The 25,171-nt window shown below is 46.2% G+C and carries 26 protein-coding genes; 10 read left to right on the plus strand and 16 right to left on the minus strand.

Going from position 1 to position 25,171, the window contains the following annotated elements; all coding sequences use genetic code 11:
* Window positions 1–81 precede the first annotated feature (81 nt).
* Window positions 82–3,396, plus strand: coding sequence for an FG-GAP repeat domain-containing protein (locus tag ASN18_RS04520; RefSeq protein ID WP_157072827.1), 3,315 nt, complete (start codon window positions 82–84; stop codon window positions 3,394–3,396).
* Here ASN18_RS04520 and ASN18_RS04525 read toward each other — a convergent pair.
* Genes ASN18_RS04525 through ASN18_RS04535 form a run of 3 tightly spaced genes read right to left on the minus strand, consistent with a single transcriptional unit; the run spans window position 3,365 to window position 7,920 of the window.
* Window positions 3,365–5,410: a hypothetical protein gene (locus ASN18_RS04525; RefSeq protein ID WP_085051466.1), complete on the minus strand. Its 2,046-nt coding sequence runs from the start codon at window positions 5,408–5,410 to the stop codon at window positions 3,365–3,367. The two genes, ASN18_RS04520 and ASN18_RS04525, sit on opposite strands and share 32 nt — an antisense overlap.
* On the minus strand, window positions 5,398–6,441 hold the full coding sequence (locus ASN18_RS04530) for a radical SAM/SPASM domain-containing protein (protein WP_306688617.1): 1,044 nt from the start codon (window positions 6,439–6,441) through the stop codon (window positions 5,398–5,400). Before ASN18_RS04530 ends, ASN18_RS04525 begins: the two co-directional genes overlap by 13 nt.
* Before the next feature lie 9 nt (window positions 6,442–6,450).
* Window positions 6,451–7,920 carry a DUF2207 domain-containing protein gene (locus ASN18_RS04535; protein WP_085051469.1) on the minus strand — a complete coding sequence of 490 codons (1,470 nt, stop codon included), beginning with the start codon at window positions 7,918–7,920 and terminating at the stop codon, window positions 6,451–6,453.
* Window positions 7,921–8,127: 207 nt separating this feature from the next.
* On the opposite strand from ASN18_RS04535, the gene ASN18_RS04540 reads away from it, so the two are divergent.
* The 5 genes from ASN18_RS04540 to ASN18_RS04560 all read left to right on the plus strand — a co-directional run bounded on the left by ASN18_RS04540 (window position 8,128) and on the right by ASN18_RS04560 (window position 10,853).
* Complete coding sequence (locus ASN18_RS04540) at window positions 8,128–8,547, plus strand: LA_3696 family protein (RefSeq protein ID WP_085051471.1); 420 nt, start codon at window positions 8,128–8,130, stop codon at window positions 8,545–8,547.
* Between the two features lie 382 nt (window positions 8,548–8,929).
* Window positions 8,930–9,451 (plus strand): Spy/CpxP family protein refolding chaperone, encoded by a 522-nt coding sequence (locus ASN18_RS04545; RefSeq protein WP_236861513.1) that lies wholly within the window; start codon window positions 8,930–8,932, stop codon window positions 9,449–9,451.
* A gap of 91 nt (window positions 9,452–9,542) precedes the next feature.
* Window positions 9,543–10,145 carry an RNA polymerase sigma factor gene (locus ASN18_RS04550; protein WP_085051474.1) on the plus strand — a complete coding sequence of 201 codons (603 nt, stop codon included), beginning with the start codon at window positions 9,543–9,545 and terminating at the stop codon, window positions 10,143–10,145.
* Window positions 10,142–10,450, plus strand: a complete 309-nt coding sequence (locus ASN18_RS04555; RefSeq protein ID WP_085051476.1) for a hypothetical protein — start codon at window positions 10,142–10,144, stop codon at window positions 10,448–10,450. Before ASN18_RS04550 ends, ASN18_RS04555 begins: the two co-directional genes overlap by 4 nt.
* 25 nt (window positions 10,451–10,475) lie before the next feature.
* Window positions 10,476–10,853, plus strand: a complete 378-nt coding sequence (locus ASN18_RS04560) for a hypothetical protein (protein WP_085051478.1) — start codon at window positions 10,476–10,478, stop codon at window positions 10,851–10,853.
* A gap of 19 nt (window positions 10,854–10,872) precedes the next feature.
* On the opposite strand, the gene ASN18_RS04565 is transcribed toward ASN18_RS04560, so the two are convergent.
* The 10 genes from ASN18_RS04565 to ASN18_RS04610 all read right to left on the minus strand — a co-directional run bounded on the left by ASN18_RS04565 (window position 10,873) and on the right by ASN18_RS04610 (window position 20,898).
* Window positions 10,873–12,039, minus strand: coding sequence for a radical SAM protein (locus ASN18_RS04565; protein WP_157072828.1), 1,167 nt, complete (start codon window positions 12,037–12,039; stop codon window positions 10,873–10,875).
* A gap of 111 nt (window positions 12,040–12,150) precedes the next feature.
* Window positions 12,151–13,350, minus strand: coding sequence for an Nramp family divalent metal transporter (locus ASN18_RS04570; protein WP_353740363.1), 1,200 nt, complete (start codon window positions 13,348–13,350; stop codon window positions 12,151–12,153).
* Between the two features lie 52 nt (window positions 13,351–13,402).
* Entirely contained in the window at window positions 13,403–14,164 is a 762-nt protein-coding gene (gene budA / locus ASN18_RS04575) for an acetolactate decarboxylase (protein WP_085051482.1), read from the minus strand.
* A gap of 127 nt (window positions 14,165–14,291) precedes the next feature.
* Complete coding sequence (locus ASN18_RS04580) at window positions 14,292–15,044, minus strand: hypothetical protein (protein WP_085051484.1); 753 nt, start codon at window positions 15,042–15,044, stop codon at window positions 14,292–14,294.
* 21 nt (window positions 15,045–15,065) lie between these two features.
* Window positions 15,066–15,785: a DUF2491 family protein gene (locus tag ASN18_RS04585; RefSeq protein ID WP_085051486.1), complete on the minus strand. Its 720-nt coding sequence runs from the start codon at window positions 15,783–15,785 to the stop codon at window positions 15,066–15,068.
* A gap of 15 nt (window positions 15,786–15,800) precedes the next feature.
* On the minus strand, window positions 15,801–16,826 hold the full coding sequence (locus ASN18_RS04590; protein ID WP_085051488.1) for a hypothetical protein: 1,026 nt from the start codon (window positions 16,824–16,826) through the stop codon (window positions 15,801–15,803).
* Window positions 16,827–16,865: 39 nt separating this feature from the next.
* A complete protein-coding gene (locus tag ASN18_RS04595) occupies window positions 16,866–17,546 on the minus strand; it encodes an MORN repeat-containing protein (RefSeq protein ID WP_236861515.1) in 681 nt (226 codons plus the stop codon).
* Window positions 17,547–17,635: 89 nt separating this feature from the next.
* A complete protein-coding gene (locus ASN18_RS04600) occupies window positions 17,636–19,048 on the minus strand; it encodes a serine/threonine-protein kinase (RefSeq protein WP_085051492.1) in 1,413 nt (470 codons plus the stop codon).
* Between the two features lie 9 nt (window positions 19,049–19,057).
* On the minus strand, window positions 19,058–20,167 hold the full coding sequence (locus ASN18_RS04605; protein ID WP_085051493.1) for a glycosyltransferase family 4 protein: 1,110 nt from the start codon (window positions 20,165–20,167) through the stop codon (window positions 19,058–19,060).
* On the minus strand, window positions 20,167–20,898 hold the full coding sequence (locus tag ASN18_RS04610; protein ID WP_085051495.1) for a polysaccharide deacetylase family protein: 732 nt from the start codon (window positions 20,896–20,898) through the stop codon (window positions 20,167–20,169). Before ASN18_RS04610 ends, ASN18_RS04605 begins: the two co-directional genes overlap by 1 nt.
* A 25-nt stretch (window positions 20,899–20,923) precedes the next feature.
* On the opposite strand from ASN18_RS04610, the gene ASN18_RS04615 reads away from it, so the two are divergent.
* The 4 genes from ASN18_RS04615 to ASN18_RS04630 all read left to right on the plus strand — a co-directional run bounded on the left by ASN18_RS04615 (window position 20,924) and on the right by ASN18_RS04630 (window position 23,616).
* Window positions 20,924–21,634: an endonuclease III domain-containing protein gene (locus tag ASN18_RS04615; protein WP_236861516.1), complete on the plus strand. Its 711-nt coding sequence runs from the start codon at window positions 20,924–20,926 to the stop codon at window positions 21,632–21,634.
* Between the two features lies 1 nt (window position 21,635).
* A complete protein-coding gene (locus ASN18_RS04620; RefSeq protein ID WP_157072829.1) occupies window positions 21,636–22,352 on the plus strand; it encodes an ABC transporter permease in 717 nt (238 codons plus the stop codon).
* The gene (locus ASN18_RS04625; protein WP_085051498.1) at window positions 22,343–23,026 is read left to right on the plus strand and encodes an ATP-binding cassette domain-containing protein; all 684 of its coding nucleotides are present in this window, start codon (window positions 22,343–22,345) and stop codon (window positions 23,024–23,026) included. The genes ASN18_RS04620 and ASN18_RS04625 overlap by 10 nt, the downstream gene beginning before the upstream one ends.
* A 158-nt stretch (window positions 23,027–23,184) precedes the next feature.
* Complete coding sequence (locus ASN18_RS04630) at window positions 23,185–23,616, plus strand: hypothetical protein (protein WP_085051500.1); 432 nt, start codon at window positions 23,185–23,187, stop codon at window positions 23,614–23,616.
* A 136-nt stretch (window positions 23,617–23,752) separates the two neighbouring features.
* Here ASN18_RS04630 and ASN18_RS04635 read toward each other — a convergent pair whose 3' ends face one another.
* The 3 genes from ASN18_RS04635 to ASN18_RS04645 form a co-directional block, all read right to left on the minus strand.
* Window positions 23,753–24,166, minus strand: coding sequence for a hypothetical protein (locus ASN18_RS04635; protein WP_085051502.1), 414 nt, complete (start codon window positions 24,164–24,166; stop codon window positions 23,753–23,755).
* Between the two features lie 37 nt (window positions 24,167–24,203).
* Window positions 24,204–24,404, minus strand: coding sequence for a dodecin family protein (locus ASN18_RS04640; RefSeq protein ID WP_085051504.1), 201 nt, complete (start codon window positions 24,402–24,404; stop codon window positions 24,204–24,206).
* Window positions 24,405–24,663: 259 nt separating this feature from the next.
* Window positions 24,664–25,041, minus strand: coding sequence for a hypothetical protein (locus tag ASN18_RS04645; RefSeq protein ID WP_085051505.1), 378 nt, complete (start codon window positions 25,039–25,041; stop codon window positions 24,664–24,666).
* Window positions 25,042–25,171 lie beyond the last annotated feature (130 nt).

The raw sequence follows: 25,171 nt of genomic DNA on the forward strand, positions 1-25,171 counted from the left end.
CCAGACAACACCGGTGTGATGTCATGGCAGCCTCAACGATTTTTTTGACATTAACCTGCCAAATATTTATATAATCAATGTATGCGGACACACTTCACTGTCAGACAACTTGTGCTGCTGGTCTTGCTGCTGCCAACTCTGGCCTCTGCTGGCGGCCCGTGGTTCTTCCCGCCCAATAACGACAAACAGTGGGTTGAAACATATGGTGAGATATCCACTTCCCTTGTTTTTGGCGACATAAGCGGTGACGGCAAAAACAAAATCATCTTCGGCACTAAAAATGGCTACATAGTTTCCATTAACTCAAACGGCAAAAAACCCCATGCAATCAAAATCGGCGATTCCATTAAGGCAGACCCCATTCTTCTTGACCTTAAGAAATCAGGCATCACCGACATTCTGGCCTTCGCAAAGCTGGCAGACTATGACAAACCGGCAGATAAAAGCGTTTTTGCGGTCATAGATGGCCGTACATTTACAAAGCGGACAGAGGTGAACATCCCCGGCAGCATTACTTCCAGACCGGTCATCGCAGATTTCGACAACGACGGCAATGTCGATGTACTTATCGCAGCAAGGGGCATTTTTCTAATCGACGGCGAGGGATTAACCCAAAAAGCGCCATTAGACGTCTATCAGTTTGATGTAAACGGTACAACATTTTCATCTCCCGTTGCCGGAGATTTAAATGACGACGGTATAAGCGACTTCATCATCCCCTTTACCTATAAAGACAAGTACTACCTACAGGTGTTTCTCTCAGAGTCAAACGATTTTGTTTTCAATCAGCTAACCCTTCCCATCGTAAACGAACTACGCGTCGCACCGACGCTGATAAAGGGCAGTCAATCAAAAGACGCCATCACGTGGCAGCTTATCTGCCCATCGCACAACAAGACCGTTGATTTCTATACGCTTACCGTACACGCAGACAAGACGCTAACAATAAAGCCTGATATTATCTACAAGGGCCTTCAATTCAGCTTTTTGAACCAACTGTCGGCATTTTGTGCTGGCGGCTCAGATTGTTTTTTATATCTTAACATCATAGAGACCAACTCGATTTGGAAAATCAGCACCGTTGACTTTACTAAATTCCCTGTGGCAGACGGGATTAAATCCTACGACAACATACCGTTTTACCTCAGAAAATCAGACAATGCCACATATGTCCCCATGATTTTATCCCAGGACAATAATACGCTTTATGGGGTTGAAGACGGCAAAGCAAATGCGCTTGCTGAGTTCAACGCCCCCATACCACAGTTGGATAGGCTGTTTTTATTCCCAACCGCCGATGGGCAATTCGCACTGACCGGCATAACTGATGAAAAACAGATATACTTTGCACCTGCACCGGCAATCAACCTGCCCCTGCGTAGTCCAAACGTGCCGGACTACTTCAATCAGGGAATCATGCCTCCGCCGGAGATGGACTCACTGCTTACAGAACTAAAAAACTCCCTATTGTCGCACAATGACGAAAGGACATTTGTCCTCATGTCCATTGCCGGAGAACTTTACCCAGGTGATCAATATTTCCGGCAGGCAATTAAGCAGTTTAAGCAGAACATCAAACAGGAGGCAGCACTCTTGTCCAGCTTCACAGGGGTTAAAAACGACATAATGGAGATGGTATCAAAATATGATTATCCGGCGCTGCTTCAATTTATACTGTACAGAGATGTAGAGAAAAAATTAGAACATGTACTAAAACAAGACCCTGAGTTTTTAGAGGAGCCTGGGGTGGCGGACTTTTACAAGAAGGTTCAACTGGTACGCTCTGTGATACAGGCCTTCATCCCTCTGGCTACGGGGATTTTCATTTTAACTGTCCTGATATTGGTCGTGTTTAACTACCCGCTGTTTATAAAACTATTCTACACGGTGTTTTTCTGGTGGAGGGAAAACAGCAAGTGGAAAAAAGTAATCGCCGCCCACCCTGGCGCCGGTGAGATTCCTGCATATCTGAACGACGCAGGACTTCTGTCAAAGCCCCCAACACAGGCATGGGATTTCAGCCTCAAAGTCCTGCTTGCAAAGCTGATTAAACGCGATACGACGATGGAATGGCTTGGGATACTGCGCCTGTACGAAAATAACGTAATAAACGGCGTTAAACTGAGCAATTCAGAGAAGCGGAGATTCTACAGATATATCCTCAGTCTCTACAAACGGTTGTTTTACATGAGGCTTGCCAGTGCCGGTCTGATAGAATGGCTTATTTTCCAAATTAAACATGTACTGCAAAGGGACAACTATGATATTAAAACAAACGACCATGCGCTTTGCTCACTGAAAATTGAGCTTGCAAGGGCTTTTCTCAATATAGACGAGTTTAAACCGGCCTTTAACTATTTGCATAAGTTTATTTTAACGGAATATGAGACCCGCCCTGAAGGCGGCACCACAGAAGAGATGGATTTTTTGGACAGACTGCCTGAACATAAAATAGAAAGCTATTTTTTGAATTTCAACAAACATTTTCTAAGCAGAGTGCCAACACTAAAAGACCAAATCGTTATATTAACCGCGTACAGACGAAAGCAGCTTCAATCCGGTGTTGACCAGTTAATTAACCAGCGGCTCAAGGGCTGTCTGGCAGCAAGGGGATTCCCAATGGTAGTGGTTGGCGATTACGTGCCAATGGGATTATACAGAGACCACGGCATGTTTGTCACACTAGGCGCATACAACCAGGAAAGGAAAATGGACGTACTCCTGAGGTGTATCCCCAAAAGGCACAAGCATATCAACATTGCCGACTACCAAGCCCTTAACAACCTGCCAGATGGTTTTACAAGGATATATAATGTCCACAGGAGCCATAAATGGTTAGTACAAGTGGAACCTCTCATAAGGGCATCTTCGTTAAAGACACTTGGTGTGACCGGCATGACACCGAACAAGGTAAAAGTTATCCTCTCAGCCGTTGTCGAACTCCTCAGTGCTGCACAGCCGCTGCGCTTCATCCCAAATCTGCACCCATCGCATGTATTTTGGGACGATGGGAAGGTCCTGCTTGCTGGCAATGGCTTATCGAAACTCTCTATTGACAGGCAGATAATCCTTCACAGCCGGAGGTACAAGGCGGTATTCAGGGGTGACTGGTTTGTCACCCCTGAGTTCCTTGCAGAGCCATCACCGGAAAAGATATTAGAAAGCGAGGAGCTAAAAGAAAAGACCATAGTCTACTGCTTAGGTCTTCTGACATATTGGATGCTTGAGGGCAGATTTCCATTGAACACCCCCCCGGGCTCTGGCACACCAGTAGTACTCACAAAGTTCAGCGATGCTGGCAAGCTCGTAAGCGCTGCCCTTGCCCCGGCTCAAAACAGGATACGCTTGTACGAGTTCAAAGACATTATGCGTGATATTCGCTGGGGGTGGGACTAATCGCAATCTTGCTATCGAGGTGCCATAGTACAGGCAGCAAGGCCGCGCCTGCGTAATATATAAACTCTGTCGGATAGCTGTATCTGATGTTCGGAAAGGTTGACAACCCCACTATCAGCGCCGACGCTATTGCTGAGAACGACATTGCAAACAGAATAAATGCGCCGGTGTGGGCCAAGCGGCTGCGGACTAAATAAATTGCGCTCATTACGAAAATAACAAGGTTTAATACAGGCCACAAAAGATTTCTAAATAATGCCTTATGAAGTTTAGAAAATATTTTATAGTGTATTCCCTGAATAAATGTCTGTTTATAATTAACAATACTGCCGCAATCGCTCTCCTGCACGCTGAAATATGGCAAAGGCTGTGGGTTTGAATAATCCTTGCAAAGCGTTTTTGTTGTAATATTTTGAGAGCTGCATACCGTATTTCTCTGAATATATGTATTGTTATATAACATATTTAATATGCTGTAAATCTCGTGATCATTGGATGTATTTTGGTGATATGCTAAAAACGTCATAAATGTCTTTCTAAAAAACTGATAAGGATTTCTTTTGATTACATCGAGGTATAACTCTTTATATATCTCGTGCAATTTCTGTTGGGGATAATCCCCGACTGCATTTATTATTGGACCGATAACAGCGCTGTCACCACCGGTATTCGAATAAGCGTTACTCAGAGCTTTGTCGTACATTTCAGGATTCCATGATGTCTTTAATATTTCTTTCTCGTACGGCTTCGACCTGCCTTGAATCTTTATTATGGCATTGTTTAATTCCCTGCTATATCTGTCATCTTGCTCCATTAGGGCGGAAATCCCTGCAATAAGTGTCAGTTCCGCATTGTTGTTTAAAGTAAATGCGTGAAACGTAAATAAGTTATAGAATGCGAGAATCAAAAGAAGCGAACTAAACGGTGCGGCAAGCGCTATCAAATTAACTCTCCTAAAACGATTGACTATTAAATATATAAGCGTTAGTAAAACGATTACCACAAAAAATATTCCGGCAGGGCGAATATATATAGCATATGCGGCAGCGGAGGAAAATAAAGTAAAGTATACGGTACTTCTCAGCCTTAACGCCGCTATTAAAAATCCAAAAGCCAGCACTGAAACGCTTACGTAGACACTCTCTGACAATATCGAAATCTCTGATTCCAGATGGACATTACTTGATATGAAGGCAGCTAACGCTATCGACACTAAAGGCGTCAATTTCCGGTATGCCTTAAATACCACATACACGAATGCTAAAGACGATATTAGCGCCAACATGCTTTGGGCTGCTACAACTGAAAACAGCTTATTGGAAAACAAGAAGACCAACTTAATAAACAATGGATAACCGGGCGGCCTCAAATACAAGGACGGGAGTACACCTTTGTCAATACTATCTACTATCACTAAATACCCAGCAGTATCAGGGTGTAGTGAAATAACGGGATAATAAAGGAAGTATGGCAGTCTTGTTATCAGAAACGACGCAATGACAACCCCGAAAGAACATGGTAGAATGAAAACATTATAGCCCCATATCCATTTGTCTGCTTTCTTCAGATAAGTTATGACGGTTGCAGCAGCCAGTCCGAAGACGAGCCAGCGTAACAACGGGGGTATTGGAAACGGCCACTCTATCTCGTAATGCCGACCATTAGTGCGCGGGTCGGTGTTGTCAGACGTTGAAAAATGCAGACGGTCATAGCGAAACTGATACCTTCCCTTTCCAAAACACGAGATGGATGGGCCGTTTGAGTTGCCAGGCCCAAGCGGGATACCGTTTTCGTAAAGCATTGAGGCAGAGGGCGGAGAATAATCGTTTTTGTCTAAAAACGACTCGTATGTATAGTTTGCCACATGGTTAAAGTTTGTAACCGGTTTACGCTGCCACGCGGCAACGACTATCTCCTGATTATGTAATACAATGGAAACTGACAATATCCACAATATTACAGTTACGATAATAAGAACCATCGGCCTTTGAATAAAGCTATTTAGATGAAACACTGCGGGTCTTCCTCCATGTAGTCCCCGTGTATTGCATAGGCAACTGCCCTGCAGCCACCGCACTGCCATCTGTAGCGGCATTTTCTGCACTTGCCCTTGAGGACATCCCTGTTTCTCAGGTGATTTAATATCTCGTCATTCCAGAGTTTCCCGAAATCATCTGTCATTATATTGCCTAATCGCAGTGGCAGCCTGCGGCAGGGATACACAGAGCCATCGCTATCTACGCATATGCCGTTATATCCTATCGAACACCCGCTTAGAAGTCTGGGATTGCCCTTTGACAGGCTTCTGCTGTTTAAATACGGGCCCCACAGGGGGTCTCTCATCGGCATTTCCATGCGATGGTCTGACTTCAGTTGACGACCAACCTTAAACAGCCCTTTCAGTTGGGTTTTTGACAGTGTATCACCTCGGTAAGACGCACCGCGCCCTATGGGTACAAGCCTTGAAAAGGAAAACCTGTCCACCGCTGCGCCCGCCAGCACCTCGTCATAAACAGGTTTCAGCAGGGTGTGGTTAACCGTTGACAGGGTCATCATTATGGTTACTGAGATACCCTCTTTCTTTAGTATCCTCGCACCTTCGATTGCCTTTTCATAGGCAAATTCCCCTCTTATGGCATTATGCGTCTGTCTGTCACCGTCCAAGGATATTTGCACTATCTTGCAGCCGGAGTCTTTCAGCATTATGGCAGTATCCCTTGTAAGCAGTGTGCCGTTAGAGAGAATCCTTGTGGGCATGTTCTTTTTCCTTGCTTCATCAAGCAGTATAAACAAGTCCCCGCAGATGAGCGGCTCGCCGCCCGTAAACTGTATCCTTCCCCTTAAGCCCATTCGCTTAAGGAACTCGTCATACTTTTCAACAACGCTTATCAATGCCTCACGGCCTAACGGAGGCTTATCTTCCTCGATATAACAGTGGCTGCAGCGCAGGTTACAACTGTTTGTGATGTGCCATTGAAGGTAAAAATAATCGTCAAATCCCGAGATTCTCAGTATGCCCTGCTCCCCCCTGAATCCCCCCTGAATAGCAGTGGTCTAATCACCGCCGCCTCCACCGCAGCCACCGCAGCCACCGCTTCCGCCGTCACTTCCACCGCTGTCACCGGATGAAACACCCGAGCTGCATCCCGAACACCCCGACGATGACTCCCCACGCTGTGCCCTGGCATATGAAACATACCCCAAGTAGTCATCAAAAACAGTACCCGCTATAATACTAAGCCCTAAAATCGCAACTCCATAACTAATAAACGGATTTCCTTCCCGTACTACAAAGGACTGGTTTTCCACTGTCGCTTCCCATTTTTCTAACATATACCTTGCCCTGCCAGACTTAGGACGGCGTTTATACAATATCAACCCTGTTATTATACCAATAACCGGAACAATCAAAGACAATATCAGATAGAAAGCGCTAACACCTGAGAATTTCCCTGCAGCAACCATTATTATCACGGCAAGCGCTGATGTCCAAATAATCGTTCGGGCTGCCGCCATGTCTGCTTTGGCCTCCTTCAGGCATCCCTTTCTTGACAGGGAATTAATTATCTCCTCCTCATACCCCTTTCTTAGCTCCTTGTCCCTGAATAAATCCGTCAATGTGGCTGAAGTCTTAAAAAATTCCATGAGCAGCATTTCATGCGCGTAGAGCGTGTTGTCAGGTTTTAGGGATTGCAGTGAGTTTGGCGGGGTCTTTATCAGCCGCCCCAACTGCAAGAGGTCAAATACGCCAACACATATGGAGTGTTTTAATCCTTTTTTTAAATACGCTACCTCGGCAGGCGTCAACTCCCTTGAGTCGAGCCTTGCGGAGTCTGGCAGATTTTTTATATTTATAATTATACGCAGGATTAATAACACCGCCGCTGTCAACGCCAGAAGAAAAAAAACAGATGAATGTCCACCAAATGAAGGTACGCCTAACGAAGGTTTCACCTTCATGCTGAATACAGACTCGGCCAGCAGAGGCTGCGTGATTTGAATCGCCTGCCTGTCGTCTACCGTTATCTTATTAAATGATGCGAAATTTGTATCAACCCAGCTAGCATTAAATCCACGAGGAAATATGAACGTATACACAGCGTTGTTCACAGGGATTTGCCACTTGCCAACCCAACTGGCATCAAACGAGTCGTAAAGCAGCCCGTTCTTTATAGCATCTTCCATGACAAAGATGATTACAATTGTCTTTGATCCAGATGTAATAGCAGGGAAACTAAAGCTTATCTTGTTCTCTTTGAGCTTCTCCACTGTATATCTTACAGGTCTTCCAGTGTCGTCTGTCACCATGACATTTGAAATCTTCCCTGAGCCGACAAACTTAAAGCCGCTGCTAAGCGGTTGGTCAGTCTTATAGGTTATCCTTAGTTTGGCCTGTACATTGACGAATTCCCCTACTCTATTTTGAGCCGCTTCAAACACCGCCTCATAGCCGTTTAAATACAGTTCGGCAGACGCAGTTGATGCCAACAGCAGAAAAAACGCCATCAATATTAGCCTTTTCATCAATAGTCCTCCTACACTATCAATTCTAACTTATTGCGTTTAACAATATCCAGCAATGTGCAGGGCAAACGCATTTCAACATTCTGATTTCTCCTTGAGGGGCTGAGGCTCTTTCATGTTAATTTGGGCATCCTCCTGGGTTTGGGCAAAGTCCAATGCGTTCATTCTAAGGTTGACAAGATTATTTTAATGTGATACTGTAGGGGCATGAGTGTGATAACAATACCTCGTTCTTTAAGAGAGCGCCTCGGCGACGATGCCAGTGACGACTTTGCTGCGTTAATTAATGACATAGACTTAAACGCGCGTAAAGACGCCATCGCTATAGCCGAGGAGCGCTTTGAACGCCGCCTTGTCGAAGAAGCCGGTAAGCTGCGCCTTGAACTGCGGATTGAGACAGGCAAAATCAACGAACGCATCTCAGAGGTCAACGAGCGCATTACTCTTGAGACAGGCAAAATCAACGAACGCATCTCAGAGGTCAACGAACGAATCACAGAGGAATCAGGCAAGTTGCGAATTGAAATTGAGAAATCCAGCAAAGAGAACATCAAATGGATGTTCCTCTTCTGGATAGGGCAGTTAGCCGCTACGTTTGCCATTATTAAATTCCTGTTAGTTAAGTAATCAGGGCAAACGCATTTCAACATAGGATGATTTTCTCCATGCAGCTATTGCTCCAACCGGCTTTCAGTCTCTTGTTTTTGACACCTATATTGGCGGGTTTCTCCTGTTTCAGAAGATTCAGCGCAATATGCCTTGCTGCAGAGAAGTTTTCAGCTCCATAACCACTACGTATACGGCTGTCATTCTCACGAAAAACTACATCTACTACCCAGTGAAGCGAGTTGTCCAGTGGCTTCTCAGTGCTCTGCTAAATTCCTTGCTGTCTGCACTGTTTATATATATGTAACCTTTCACCATTCAAGTGCGACTTAGTGATTTAAGGGATTAGAAAAGCCAGCGGGTCTGGATGATTCCCAAGATGATATTAAAGGAGGTAGTAACCATGATGTACAGTAAAAGGATGTTGGCGGTCGTTGTATTTGCAGCCCTGTGTGCGGTGGTGTTTGCTGGAGGGTTGAGCGTTCACAAGGCGTATGGCTTTACGGCATCAGGACATGGGGGCGCTGTGCATGCGATTGAACCACGGTTTCTGAAATTCATGCTTGGCCTGCAACTCAGCCCTTCACAAAAGCAGCAGATAGCCTCCATACTGAAGTCCTATCGTCAGACGATTGGAAGCAGCGCTTTAAGCGTTGCTGAGGCAAAGAAAAATCTGAGTGACGCTATCCACAGCACGGCATATGATGAGACCAAGGTGCGTCAGGCGGCAAAAAGCGCAGCCGCAGCCGAGGAGGAACTCGCCGTACTCAGGGCACAAGTGGTGACACAACTTCAGGGCGTCCTGAGCGTTGAACAGCTTGCTGCAGCAAATCAGTTCAGAACAGATATGTACACGCACATTAAGAACAAAATGGAGGGCATTCACTCCATAGTTGACCTCTGGATTAGCAGCAATGGCGGCTAATAGTTAAACTTAAGTGAGGGGCATGGCGTAAAACCCTTGCCCCTTTTACCTTAACTTCAAGTATAATAGGATTGGGACAAGAGGACAGACAATGCCCGATACACACAGCGATGATTCAGCCCTTCAAGAGCTGATTGGACGCATCATAGCCGGAGATACCGATGAGTTTGAGGTCATCGTCAGGAGATACAGCGCGTATGTATTCAAAATCGCCGCTTCATACATACCACAGGAGGCAGTTTCCGAGGCAGCTCAGGAGGTGTTTGTCAGTGCCTTCGAGGGGCTTGCGTCGTTTAACGGCAAGAGCCAGTTCAAGTACTGGCTCAGAACCATTACAGTGCGAACGTGCTATGACTTCTGGAGGACACACTACAAGAGCCGGGAACTACCGGTGAGTTCATTGGGAGAAGTCCAACAGGGATGGTTCCAAAGGGTTATCAATGAAGACTCCATGGGGCTGTTCAGGGATTCTGAGATGCAGCGGGACACAGTCGAAATCCTTAACTGGGCGATGGCTGGGCTTGCCCCCATTGAGAGAATGCTAATAACGCTGGTATATCTTGAGGGTTACAGCGTTAAGGAGGCAGCACAGATGCTCAATCTCAGCACAATTAACGTAAAGGTCAAGGCGCTCAGGGCAAAGGCAAAACTTAGAAAAAAAATTCTAAATAATTTAAAGGAGGGTGTGCTATGAAAAAAAATGTCATAGAAAAAATAGAAAAAGCCCTCAGAGAAGCTCATCGCCTGGCAAGCCAGTACACAGCCCCTATGCCAGATGACAAGTGGTACAACGCTGTAATGACCAGGGTCAGAGCGGTACATGATGCAAAGGCAGACGCACTCCAAAGATTTATATGGCCTTTTGCAGCCGCCTCAGCCGCATGTGCCCTGACGGCAGCCCTGTACGCGGTATTCTCTGGCAGCGGCAGCGGGTACTCTGTCTTTGGGGTATTTATTGACGACCCCTCCGGTATCAGCGCGCTGCAGTTGTTTTTATAAATGGAAAGTTTATGGAGGTATAGAGATGAAAAATATGAAGGTCATCGCCGGCTGCCTGATTATATTCCTGTCCGGGATTTTAGCAGGTGCAGTTATTGGCGGAATGATTATGAAACACAAGATGGAGTCAATATTTCACGAGGGGCCGCCTGCATTTAAGAGATTGATATTAAAGAAACTATCTGGTGAACTAAAACTTACAAAGGCACAGCAGGAGGCAATAGAACCCATTGTTGAGAAGGCACACGCAGACTTAAAACAACTAAGGCACAGGCATCAGCCGGAGGCCGAAAAGATTATTGAGGCGGCCATATCAGACATGAAACAGAAACTGACTGAGGGCCAGCGTAAGGAACTCGACTTATTTTACGGTGGTGTGAAAAAGCGGTGGCACGACAGATGAACCATTATCAGGCGCGGCGCTATCTCTTCAGAAAAGAGGCAAGCATAGTGATATATTTTCTGGCAAAACCTCCCGCCTGAGTGTTTTTTTCAGTACTCAGTTCGGAGCTTGCGCCTTGAGAAATTGTTTGAAGCCGGTTTTGATGTCTTGTTTGATAGCGGGCGAAATAATCACTGAGTCCACGTGCGGCGATTCTTTCCCATTTATCAGGGTTGCAGTTGTTTCTTTTGAGGTTTAGGACACCGAATGGAGGCTCAAGCCACAGGCGGCTCTCTATCTTTGGTGTATTAATCTTGTCATCTATTGTGTATTTGGCAGACTGGGCACCGGGGGGATTGCTTGTGATGTGCCAGTATAGTAAGACCCCTGTTTTTTCACTTAACTCAATGGCCCTCTGCATTTCCTCGTCCGAGTCGTTCCACTTAAAAAGCAGATAACGCCATACAATATCAATATCCGATGACGCCTGCCTTTTTTCGTCCGCAAGGGCGGCCATGTTGTTAAATGCCTTCTGAAAGTTTCCCCCCTCGCGGTACTGAATATAGGAATCCTCTGAGCTGCCGTCAATAGAAAACACTATTTGGTCTACTGTGGCGGCCACTATCTTTTGCTTTTCCCTGGTGTCTATGAGCATTCCATTGGTTGAGATATATACGTTGATAAAAGGGGCATTCGCTCTGGTGTATAAGAGCATGTCATAAATATCTTTGTGTAAAAATGGTTCGCCGTAGTTGTGAAGAATAAGCGCCTTGAAATACTCAAGCGTGTTCAAGTCATCAATAACTGCTTTGTAGGTCTCAAGAGACATGTGCGGGGTTTCCCTGTCTTCTAATATCTTCTTGCGGTCACAGCGTTTGCACCTCAGATTACAGGTTGCATTTGTCTCTAAAAAAACCATATAGGGGGTATTAATTGTGTTGTAGAGTTTGCTTTTATCATATGTCGAGACGATGAATGGGCAGTTCAGACACGTATCTGGCGGCGTGTTTTCCCTAAACATATTTCTGATGTGCTTCGCTGCCTCACCATGCCATATATCATAGAGGCTGCTATTGGGAACCTTCCCCAAGGTAAGGACGTTCCATGCGTCACGGCAGCTGCACACCACGCGTCCGTCTGAGACAATAGCAACATAAAAACCATCGAACAACGGCCCGCAGTACCGATACATATCCCCGTTTAACACTAATCATAATGTATTACATATCGTTTAACGTTGTCAAGCGCGCAGGGCAGCTTAATATTCCCAACACAGACACCTTTTCCCCTGTCTCTGTATTACAAATCGTGAAAATATCTACTTTATAGTATCAATAATAAGTATAACGTTGAGTGCGGTAACGATGGCGGCCACAATGAATAGTGAGATTTTATTTCTTGTTGAGTTTACATATTTGCCCATTACCTTTTTTGATGACGTTAGATAGACGAGGCCAAAAACTGTCCAGGGCAGTTGAACACTGAGGGCTATCTGACTCCAGATCAGCCCCTTAAATGGGTCTTTGAGCAGGAATATTATTATCAGCGCCCCGCAGAGTGTTATTCCCACGCCGATGCGTGTGTGAGTGTCAGTTATCTCAAGTGGTTTTTGGTATAGTCCCCCAAGAATGCTCCCGCCCGCCATTGCAGCCGTAGTAGAAGAGGCCAGACCAGAGGCCAAAAGTGCCAGTGCGAAAACAACAGCCGCCGCATTCCCCACCAGTGGCTTTAGTGTGGCCTGAGCCTGTTGAAGCTCTGTTACGGAAATCCCATTGGTGTTAAATACGCTTGCCGCTACCAGCATCATAGCGCTGTTGATTGCCCAGCCGATTAACATTGCAGTTATGGTGTCCAGGAATTCATACTTTAACTGCTTGTTAATTACCTCTTCCCCCTTGAGATTCCACTGTCGGCTCTGAATTACCTCAGAGTGCAGAAACAGATTATGTGGCATTACAACTGCCCCCAGGACACCCATAATTATTGCAATCGACCCTGTTGGAAATTGTGGTATAAAACATCCCTTTATCGCCTCGTCCCATTTAATATCTATGAGTGTCAGCTCAAATATAAATGAAATACCGATTATAGAGACAAAACCCATTATCCACATCTCAAGCCTCTTATAACTGTTAGATATAAGCATTAGTGCCGAAAAAATCATCGTAATAACTGCACCAACTGCAATAGGTATCTTAAATAGCATCTGAAGGCCGATTGCCGCCCCTAAAACTTCAGCCAGGGCAGTTGCAACCGAGGCCAGCATAGCCGTTCCAATAAACAATTTGGCCGTCAGCCGCGAAAAATACTTCCCCGCCCCTTCGGCTATACACAGACCAGTTGCTATTCCCAGGTGAGCGGCATTGTGTTGAAGCAGTATTAACATCGCCGTTGAGAGCGTGACTACCCAGAGGAGTTTGTAGCCGTAATCTGCGCCAGCGGACATATTCGTAGCCCAGTTTCCGGGGTCTATGAACCCTACGGTAACAAACAGCCCGGGGCCTATATACTTTAATATTTCTAATGTCTTCGATGGTTTGCCGTTTAGCGGTCGTGTTGATTCAGTTGAGTCAGCGTCCTTTTTCAATTAAATCGACCTCCTGTTTTTGGGCCGTGCCGATTGACTTGCCGTAGGTACCGCCGCTTTTTGGGAGTTCCAGTGAGAAGTCCGTAAGATAATCTATATCGACAGCGGCGCGGCTCACTTGACATGACATCAGGTGACCGCCCGATTTCCTGTCATCTGATAAGAAGTGAACGTGAAAACCTCCGACGCTCAACCCTCCGAATGTTTCGGGGAAGTAAAACCCTGCCAACGTCCCCCTGATGTCCTTAAAATCGAACATTCCCTGCCCTTTAGCCGCCTCAATCAGGCGTGGGTATGGTTTATTCTGTGCCTTGACTGCCCGTGCCCTGATGTGCTTAAACAGTCCTTCGATTTTAACGGCGTAAAAGATATTTGGAGACGGTACGAGTTGAAGGATTCTCTTTTGCAGTTCTTCGCAGGAGATTTCCTGTTCCACGCTAAAGGACTTAGCGGGCTTGAAAAACACTACCGCTGCAAACGGAGTTTCCACATTATCATTGACGACAAACACAGTCCCATCGCCTTTGATTTGATAGACGATGCCATCAACTACTATCATCTCCCCATCGAGACCGTTGAAGGTGCCAAGCCCCAAGTCCCCGTGTCTTTTTAACTCCCCAATTGTCAGCTGACCGTCATAGACGCCTTCCATAAGGGCGTTAAGCGAAGAGTACTGATACAACACATGCGGCTGGGTACATGCGGTGAGAAGGACAGTAATAATCAGAGCAAGTATATAGTACATAGGGTGATTATACCAACCTGCAGGCGATTATTTCAAATATCTGAAATAGCGCCCACTTTGATAGTATTCAAAGGAAAAGGGGGGAAAGGATACCCCCTCCCCCTTTGAACATCTTTCTATCTCTCAGTTACTTTTTTTTTAAAGCGCTCAACCTTTCTGTCAGGCTTGTTGGTTGAACTTCTCCCTTTACTTCTTTCAGCGCTGCGGTCACGTTTGCGTCATCCTCAAGGGATACAGGCTTTAGGAGGTCTGAGCGGAGCTTTGCCGCTTCTGCCTTTGCTGCCGCATCCTCTGTGATGTGCTTCATTGCCTTCAGCGCCGTGTTAAAATTATCTGTGCCCAGTCCGGCAGCCGTTTTTGTTGCAACCTCCTTTTCCTTAGCCATTTGTTCCTGCATTTTTGCCTTTTGCATCTCTCTCATGGCCTGTGTGTATTGAGATTTTGCCTCTTTGAGTTTTTTTGCCGCGTCCCGTGTTATCTGCTCCAGGTACCTGAACATCTCCTCGGCCTCTGTTGCCTCCTGCTGTTCTTTATCTACATCGGCGGCCATTTTCTCTACGTTTTCAAGCAGTGTTGCGAGGCTTTTCTCTAAAGACGCCTTTTTTGCAGGGTCTGTCTCTACGGTTATTTTCTGATTTAAGAGTTCACCCGCCTCTATCCTCTGATTGTACACGGCTGCTATTTTATCTGCCTCATCCTTTTCTTTCAGCATTGTTTGCCGTGACTTTGCTGCCTGAACGCTTACTGCCTCGAGCTTTTGTTCCATCTCCTTTATTTCCGCCTCGGTAGCCCCTTCAGGGTCAAAGGAAACCAGCCCTTCTATCACTGAGTTTTTAATCTTGTCCATTGTAACCTTTCCATAATTTGTGAAAAACCCCATCTTCAATACCTCCTTAAATATTTACGAAATTTCAAGCTCAGGCTCAACCAGCTCTATGCCTGCCATGATTGTTACTCCGGCTTCCTTAACTGTGCCGAACTCATCCTTCACCTTTTCCATTGTGACAACTATATACTCCTGCATGTCCTTATTCACTTCCCTTGCATATCTCATCGACAAACCATCAATCTTCATACCGGTCATCCCATACGGGTCAAGTGCGACTGTCTCAGTATACTCCATAGGTTCAATATAGTCTTGCTGATGGCTGCCCACTGTCCTCTGGTATGTCAGTTCGCCGTCTATTATAAAATCCTTATATCCTATCAGTCCTGTGCCGTAGTTTAGCCATACGCCCCATTCGTCCTCATCGGCTGGGAATACCTCATCTATGACCCTGTAGTAAGCCAATGATACTATCTCCGTATTTTCTACAACTACCTGAATAACAGACTCATCTTCTTTGTCCATAGCTGACTGAAGATATAACTTATAGTTGCTCATAGGCCCTATGGTATATTTACCGGCAGCAACTACCGTGTGCGTTGCCGCCCCGGGGGATGGCACCTTTAATTTCCCCTCGTTGAGGATAAACTTTGTCTCATCTATCTTCACTATGCTGTTGATTTTCAGGCCGAGGGGAATAGTTAAGTCCACGCGCTGTTTTTTCCCTTCAAGCAAATCTGACAACGCCTCTTTTTGCTTTTCAACGATATGTTTGAATATTCCCAATGCACCCATATTATTGCCTCCTGTTTAATCCAACCTGAATTTCGCTTCCTGCACAGTGGTCTTCCTCTTGTATATATAATAGATTATCAAAGCAGCCAGCACAAATACCAAGAGCCATCGGAAAAAATGAGATTCTTTTTTCTCTGGTTGAGCCTTATCTACTACTTTCTTATTCAAAGCAATGTCTGCATCTACCCCCGGTGGAATATAAGAGGGATCGACGGGTTCACCCTTTAGTTCGGCGACCTGTTTGTCGAGGTTTGCGAGCTTGGCCTTTAGTTCGGCGTTTTCGCCTGAGAGCTTGTCAGCCTCTTGCCGCCACTTCTGGAAATCCGGGTCGTTTTGATGGTTATGGTACATTCTTGAGTAGTTTCTGTCTGATATGTGATCAAGCATAAACCACAAAAACATGGCATCCCACATGCCAAAAGACGGCGCGCCCATAAACGCATAATTGGGCGGTTGATAGCTATACGTTGTGTAGAAGTTGTCCCTTCTGTAAGCACGAGTATTCTGGTCGTAGCCGCGCGAGCGGTTTACTATGGGATTGCCGGTGTACCTGCCATAGTTGGTTGTGGTGTCTTTGGATTTATATCTGCTCTGCTGCGTTTCATACTTTGAGAGGGAGTCTTTGGCCTGCTGCTTAGAGACATTAGTGTTTAGCTTTTGGTCAAATGTGGAAGGTTTACCGGATTGACCACCCGCTGAGGCCGTACCTGCGGTGTTGCCATATTTACTAGCCGGGGCTTGCTGAGTGCCTGATGAGGGGGTAACCGCCGTGTTGCCGTATTTTTTTGCACCGGTACCCTGTGACGAGGCAGAGTTGCCGTATTTTGAAGTCGGGGTTGTTTGCTTCGTTGCCGTTGAGCCCCTGTTCACAGATGATGTATTGCCGTAAGAACTCCTGCCCGATGAACTGCTGCTGCGTGAGCCGCCTGAACTACTTGAACTGCCTGAATTACTTGAGCTGCCAGCCTTTGCCGATAAGATATCAGCGCTGGAAAAGACAATTGCTATTGTTGCTAAAAATATAATATATTTTTTTAACATTTATCCCTCCTGCTAAACATACAGTGTTTATGGCAGTGTTTATGGCACGGGCGGCCATGGTGTTTTCGGGGCGTCGTCTGTACTAATTTCACCTTTCACCATTAAGCCATCATGCCCCTGCATCTGTCTGCCATTTAACGTTAATATGCCCGGGCCGTTTTTCTTATCATTTTCAAAACTGCCTTCGTACCTGTAGCCGCTCTTGTAGGTCAAAACGCCTGCACCGTTAAACAGGTTGTCAACGAATTCCCCTGTGTACTTATCGCCGTTTGCGAAGTAATATGTGCCATCGCCGTTGAAGTTATCGCCTGAGAACTGTCCTTCATATCTATCACCATTGGAAAAGTAATAAGTCCCTGTGCCGTGTTTAATCCCGTCGGCGCTCTGCCCTTCATATTTATCCCCTGAGGGCCATTTGTTTATACCCATGCCGTGTCTTTTGCCGTCCTTAAACTCCCCTTCATATGTTTGACCGTCTGCGAAGGAAAGCGTACCCTTGCCGTAAGCTACCCCTGCAACAAGCTGCCCTGTGTAGACATCACCGTTTGGGTAGTATATAGTGCCGGTGCCGCTGGGGTTGCCGTCCTTAAATCCACCTTCATATCTCTCTCCGCTGGGGAATACAAATACCCCGCGCCCGTTGTAACAATCCCCCTGTGTACAGTCGCCATAGGCGGCCCTGCCCGATATAAAAAGCAGAGACATCAGTACAATAACCACCAGCGTGCCCCCAGTACCTCTGGGACCCCTTGTACGCTTTGATAATGATGTTGCCATACCTTAATAGTATAATAACATTTCTGGTGTTGTTATGTTAAATGACTTATGTCAGTGTCTGGATATCTTGAGAGTAAGGCGTTGACCTTCTCGTCACTTTTTCTGAGTCTGTCAGACAGGGTGATCGCAAGATTCTTATACAGCTTCAGGCAGAGCATAGGCTCGGAGTTTCTCAGCACTACCTCGCTAATGGCCACAAGGGAGCATTCGCTGTCGGCTGTGGCAGTTGCAAAGCGCGGCGCTGAGTCCATCAGGGACATCTCTCCGAAGCAGTCCCCTGGTTTTAGCACGTTTAACAGGGTTTCAGTCATATTTCCCGGAGACATCTTAGTGATTTTCACCCGCCCGCTCATGATTATGAACAGCTTCTTGCCTATACTGCCCTCTCTGAAAATCTCCTCATCTTTTTTATACACGTGTTTGCTGCTTATATTGTAAATTTTGTTCAGCTCCATGAGGGAAAAGTCAGCAAAGAACGCATAGTGTTTCTTTAATTTCAGAAGGAATTCCCTGTTTGCCGTATCGAGCGCGGCTGAGAACTTTTGCGTATCCTGAGTTTCTGCACGGCTGAGGTATATCTCCATCTCATCGGCGAATTCACCGGCAGATTGCAGCCTCTTTTCTTTATCTTTTTCCATGGCCTTCATTATACAGTTGCTTATGATAAGCGGCATATCTTTTTGTATATAATTTGGAGGAGGCGGGTTTTCTGTCCTAATCTTAGTAAATAATGCCGGTAAGTCTGCCGCAGGGAACGGTTTCCGGCCAGTTAGAAACTCATATGACATTGCCCCTAAGGAAAACACATCGGTCTGTCTGTCAAGTTCGCCACCCGTTACCTGCTCAGGCGACATATATGACGGCGTTCCAAGAATCCGGTCTGCCCTGTGTATGGCGCTTTTTGATGACGAGAGCATTGCTATTCCAAAGTCCATTATTTTTGCCTGATAGTCCTTAGACTTGGTATGTTCACTAATGACAAGCATAATGTTTGCCGGCTTGATGTCTCTGTGAATCACGCCGCGCAAGTGGGCATATTGAAGTGCGGAGGCCACCTGCACCAGCAGTTTTACCTTGCTGATAAGCGGTAAAGATACCTTGTCCTGTATTATAGATTTAAGCGGAATGCCGTCAACAAACTCCATAACAAAATAGTGAATATCATAGGACTCACCGGCATCATATATTGTGGCTATGTTGGGGTGCGATAGATTCCCTGCAATTCTGACCTCCTGATAGAACAGCCTGAGCATCTCCTTCTCATCCATACCCAGAAATGCCTTGCCAAGCCTGATTGTCTTGATTGCAACAATACGGTCAATTATCGAGTCCCTGCCCTTGTATACAACCCCCATAGCGCCCTGCCCAAGCTCGTGAAGAATCTGGTATCTTCCAATATTAACCGCCCCAAGCGTTGCATCGCGTATTAAGTTAAATTTCATCATAACTATTCATTATAACATAAGATTATATAAAACGTCGGCAAACCTTTCTGAAAACGCACCGTCTGAGAAGCGCTCAACGACAGTTTTTCTGCCCTCAGCGGCAAGCCGTGAGGCCAAAGACAGATTTTCAATAAGTTCACAAATACACGCCCGCAAGCCCGCCCTGTCCGTAGCGTTAAACAGCAAACCGTTTACCCCATGAGTTATTATCTCAGGTATTCCGCCAACATCAGAGGCAATCACGGGTCTTTCCATCGCCATCGCCTCTATCACTACCATTCCAAAGGACTCTAATCCACGTGTCGGCACTACCACAATGTCTGCCGCCGCATACATACGCTCTACATCATCCCTGTAGCCTGTGAAATGGACACGCCCTGAAATCGACAAGTCGGCGGCGTGCCCCTCAAGCGAACTGCGAAAAGGCCCGTCACCTGCAAAGACCAGCCTCATGCGGGGATACACCCCAACGGCTTCTTTAAAGGCATACAACAGGTCAAGGCCGCCCTTGTCCTCGGTTATCCTGCCAACACTGGCAATAACTATATCGTCTTTGGCAAGGCCAAGCTCGGCGCGTATCTCATTGCGGCTGACTCTGCCAGATTTTAACAGGGGGTCGAACCGGCCAAGGTCAACAGAGTTATATATGACCTCTATTTTGTCTCCGTCGATGCCGCTGTTAATCAGTGTGCGTTTTACGGCGCCGCTTACGGCGATGATTTTATCAATATCTCCTTTGATAAGACGGTTAGTCAGGGTTTTGAGTTTATTCATCTGATGCCTGACGATTACGGATTTAAGCCCTAGTACACGGCAGATGACCGCAAGGGGCCAGTACTCTTTCCCAAGATTGGCGCAGATTATATCGATATTGTCCTGACGTGCCACTCTGAGTATCCTATACCATGAGGCGAAGTCCATCAGGTTTTTCATCCCGATATGTCTTACTGTAATGCCCAGGGCCTCGGCCTGAGCGTAGAGCTTTCCCCCGCGCGGGCAGCCTAACACCACGTTAATGCCTTTTTTCATCAACCCACCGGCAAGCACAGCTCCGTGTGAGCCGATGCCGCTCCAGTGCTTACCAGTATAGAGCAGCAGTATGTTAATTGGTTTTTGCATTATTTCGGGCGGCCTGGAGGTCTGCCATTATACAGGTGGAGCTTATAGGCAAAGGCAAGCGGCCCGGTAGTGGATTTAACTGATATGCGGTTTATCTCGTATGGGTTGACAGCCTGAAACACAGCGCCCTTTCGGGTAGTAAACGCAGCCCTAAAGCCCGCGGCCTTTACCATTTCAGTAGTCTCTTCGTTAAAATCACCATATGGATAACAAAAATAATCCACTGGGGCATTTATTTTTTCCTCTACCACAGCCTTTGAGCCAAATATCTCATCACTCAGTGCCTCGCCCCTCAGTGATGTAAGAGACGGGTGCGTCATGGTATGACAGGCAAAGCTGACCCCCTCTGCCTGTAATCTGGCAATTGTGTCCCAGTCAAGCAGTCTCTTTCTCACATTTAAATATTCGCAGTCCCAGAGATTCTCCCCGCCAACGCGTAGAGCTACAATAAATACCGTCACGGGAAACCCCATAGCCTTCAGCACAGGCCACGCATTATCGTTAAAATCCTGAAATCCATCATCAAACGTAAGCGCCACAGGGCGCTTTACCTGGCTTTGACCGCTTATGAAATTCATTATCTCATCCAGCGGCACTACGGTAAACCCTGCGGCCTTCAGATACCGCATCTGAAGGTGAAACACCGCAGGTGATACGTAAAGCCCGGGGAGCCGTGCCCCCCTTGGCGCCTTGCCAATGTTGTGATACGTCAGCACTATTGCCCTGTCCATTTAAAATATCCTACAATAGACCGTGATGAAAGAAAACACTGCCATACCGCATTATAACACAACTGCAGATTCACTTTCACCGACACTTTCACCAATAATGGGGGACTTCCTTGCGCGCCTCTATGAAACTCTCAATGCCGCCTTTGGCCCTCAGCACTGGTGGCCTGCCGATACCCCCTTTGAGGTGGCAGTCGGGGCAATCCTCACACAAAACACCAACTGGCTCAACGTGGAAAAGGCTGTCTCAAATCTAAAGACCAACAATGCCCTTGATCCCTTTATAATCTATGAGATGCCGCTTTCGAGGCTCTCGGAATTGATAAAACCCTCCGGCTACCACAACGTAAAGGCCGTGCGCCTGCGGGCATTTATCGAATTTCTTGTTTTGAGATACGATGGTGTTATTGAAAATATGAAGGAGACTTCTGATCTCAGGGCTGCCCTCCTTGAAATAAACGGCATAGGGCCGGAAACCGCAGACTCAATCCTGCTTTATGCCCTCCAAAAGCCAGTCTTCGTCATAGACGCCTACACAAAGCGCGTCCTGGACAGACACGGGGCTCTGGACTATAAGCGGTCATATGACGACTTTCAAGCACTATTTCACATGAGCGGCGCCATAGGCCCTGAGATATACAACAACTACCACGCCCTCTTCGTAAGGCTTGGCAAGTATTACTGTAAACCGCGCCCGGCCTGTGCCGAGTGTCCCATTAAGGGGATTAATTACCCCTGAGATGGACTTAATATTCGATGGGGTTAGAAAGGCGTGCTTACTGATATATACATTAGATGCCGAGCTGATGGGGATAGTATTATTGTCCCTTAAGGTATCTCTGAGTGCCCTGCTTATTGGCAGCGCACTTGGGGTGCCCGTTGGGGCGCTGATAAGTCTGAAGAAAAGATTTCCCCTGAGGCATTTAACATTAAACATATTGAACACGGCGATGGGGCTGCCGCCGGTTGTGGTGGGGTTGTTTCTCTATCTGATGCTGTCAAGGAGGGGGCCGCTGGGTTTCATGGGGCTGTTATATACTGCCCCGGCGATGATAATAGCCCAGAGCGTTTTGGCCTTTCCAATAGTGGCGTCGCTTAGTTACGCGGCTATTAACGGTGTGCCGCCAATAATACGGCAGGCTGCCCTGTCGCTTGGGGCTGCGCCGTTTCAGGCAGCGATGGCAATAGTGAAGGAGGCACGATATGGGATAATCTCCGGCGTGATGGCGGCCTTTGGGCGGCTTAGTGCCGAGGTAGGGGCGGTGCTAATAGTTGGTGGAAATATAGCAGGGCGAACGAGGGTAATTACGTCGGCCATAGTGCTGGAGACGGACAAGGGGGATTTCTCTGAGGCCATAGCGCTGGGGATTGTGCTGCTTGGCATCTCACTTAGCGTTAATATTGCATTATATTTTTTTTCTAAACGGGGGCGGGCAACGGGGTATCTTTGGGTCTGAGCGTCAGTGTATCTGAATTAAAAAAGTCCTATGGGGAATCTGTAGTCCTTGACGGCTGCGCGTACAGGTTTGAAAGCGGCTCTGTGTATGCCGTAATGGGGCAAAACGGCTCAGGGAAATCAACACTTTTCAGACTCTGCACATTTTTAGAGCAGCCGGACTCTGGCAGGGTGGATTTTCTTGAGGGTGGCACAGTATTAGAGAATAACCTTGCCCTGAGGCGGCGGATTACGCTGTTATTGCCTGCTGTAGGGGTGTTTAATACAACAGTCTATGAGAACATTGCATATGGGCTTAAGCTGCGAAAAGTAAGCAGGCATGAAGTAGAGGAAAAGGTACTAAATGCTGCTGAGATGGTCGGTCTGAAGGACAAACTCAGACGCCGTGCCGTGACACTCTCAAGCGGTGAGACTCAGCGCATGGGTCTGGCACGTGCGCTGGTTATCTCCCCCTCAGTCCTGTTTCTTGACGAACCAACCGCTGCGGTGGACGCCAACAACTCAAAGGCAATAGAAGATATCATCCAAGGCATCAGGCATACTCTAAAGGCAGCCATAATCCTCTCCACGCACGACGCCGGATTTGCCCGCAGGGTATCTGACAAGGTCTTAACCCTCATGGACGGAAGACTTACTGAACAATTGACTGATACCCCAAATAACCCAGACATCTAAAATCAATCCATGCTTGCTCTTGACAAAAACTTCTTGACACTATCGCGCTTATGTATTATACTAATATAAGTTGATTCATAGTTAAGGGCTGTTTAAAAAGGTACAGTATTTAGTGGGGGCAGCTTATAAACCTAAGTACCATATTAAAGGAGGCCGCTATGAGATTTAAGCAACTGTCCGCGTTGACAATCACAGTAGTTTTTTTAATGGCTGGAATGTCGTTATCATGGGCTGAGAAGTCCCCACCTAAGGCATATCTTGGGAAGATGCCGTTGGAGCATGTTGGGATGGCCTGTACCAATTGCCACGGTGACAGCGGCCCTAAAAACGTAAAAATGGGAAACCACCCTGGGCAGGCGTGTACAGACTGCCACGAACTAGGCACTACTAAAGCCGATGGGAAGAAAAAATTCGCCGAAGTTATTAAAACCCCTCTGGCTGGCAAGATGATGTTAGAACATGAGAATATGGACTGTAGGACTTGCCACGGCGCTAAGGGGCCTAAGGGTATGGCGGACAAAGTTAAACAAATGATGAGCCATAAATCTTTTGATTGTACAAAATGCCACACAGTAGAGGTAGTCAAATGATTATAATAAAAGGAGTACGTTATGTACGTAAGCATTATTTCCCGGATTTACGCCGAGCGGTTAAATAATCTTATACTACTAACGTACTCCATATTTCCAATCCCGCTATTGCAACGGAATATGCAGCAGTAGTTTCTCAACCTGAAGTTTTATCACCCGACTTTAATAATCTGCGTGTTATTGTTCGTGCAATGGCATATATGACACCAAGTATAAACAATGGTATTGAAACTGCATTGTTCCAAAGAGGTAGGTGTTCTGTCGGCTGGCTGGTCATATTTGAATTAGAAGGGTTATTCTTATCACTTATCGCTAAGGCTATGTTCTTAAAGTATTTTAGAGTGACACGAGTTAAAAAGATGCGCTTGATGTTCAAATCGTGTTTCAGGATTTTAACTGCCCCATAGTTGAAACCGCCTTCAGTAAGCTCCATAAACATCTGAAGGGGGCAGAGATAACTTTCCATTGCCATTTTTATTTCCACAGTATTGGTAAATGCCTTATACAGGCTGTATATTTTGTTATATCCTGGTTTTAAAATTACATTCATAAAGTACCATTGTAAGGGCGTAGAGTTTTAATTCACGTTACGCTTCGATTTTGAACGCAACTTCTGCTTTTACACGAAATCTTGAAACATTCTCCTGTTCAAGTCTAACGTCGAACTCGGTAACTTTTATACGGGTTATCCCTCTGAGGCTGGTTTGGGCTTCCTTAATGAGGTTCGTTGTGGCATCTTCCCAACTGACTGGTGATTCTCCTACTAATGTGATGATCTTTGATACCATGTTTTACCTCCTTTGCTCACGTTTAACTTTTCTACGCCCTTACAACACCTTATAAATTCAGCCTTTACTTGTCATTTGATATCTTAAGTCAATGCCGCCAGACAATCTGCAGCTCCAGCGGGGTATTCTTCCTTTCGGCTGACGCCAGGGCAAACGCACAACATTGGAAAGTTCCCCTCCTGCCGGAGCCAAAGGGGATTGGCAATCTTTGTTTTACATCTGCCCTGCCATACCATGCCGAAAGATAATCACACCCGAGTTAAAAATAGGAATAAATAACAAGCATTCCTACAAGCGACATAATGACCGTAAGTATAAGCGTCTTGGGGATATTGTCCACCACTCTGTTGTGCCTCAAAATGCTTTCAGCAAGGCCGAACAAAGATATTAGCAGCAAAACAACCATCATGATGAACACATTTTTCAACATGGCAATATCCCAGTATGCCCTTGCCTCTCTGGATATACTGATGGTCATTTGAATTGCAGGGCGTTCCGGCATTGCAAAATACAAACACACACACACGATGGAGATTATCAACCAGCAGGTAGTTGTTACCCACCTCGTTGACTTTACGATTACATCAGGGCACTGTCTTCTGTCAATTCCTACGGGCTGCCTTTGTGTTATTACCATGGTCAATACCTCCTTCTTTTGTTAATAAAAGGTTCCTATTGCCATATAATTATTATAACATATTAATTATAATAATGGCAGCGTATGCAAACGCACTAACTGTAGACGGTGGGTGTTTACTTTGCCAGCA

The sequence above is a fragment of the Candidatus Magnetominusculus xianensis genome (assembly GCA_001541255.1).
Lineage (GTDB): Bacteria > Nitrospirota > Thermodesulfovibrionia > Thermodesulfovibrionales > Magnetobacteriaceae > Magnetominusculus > Magnetominusculus xianensis.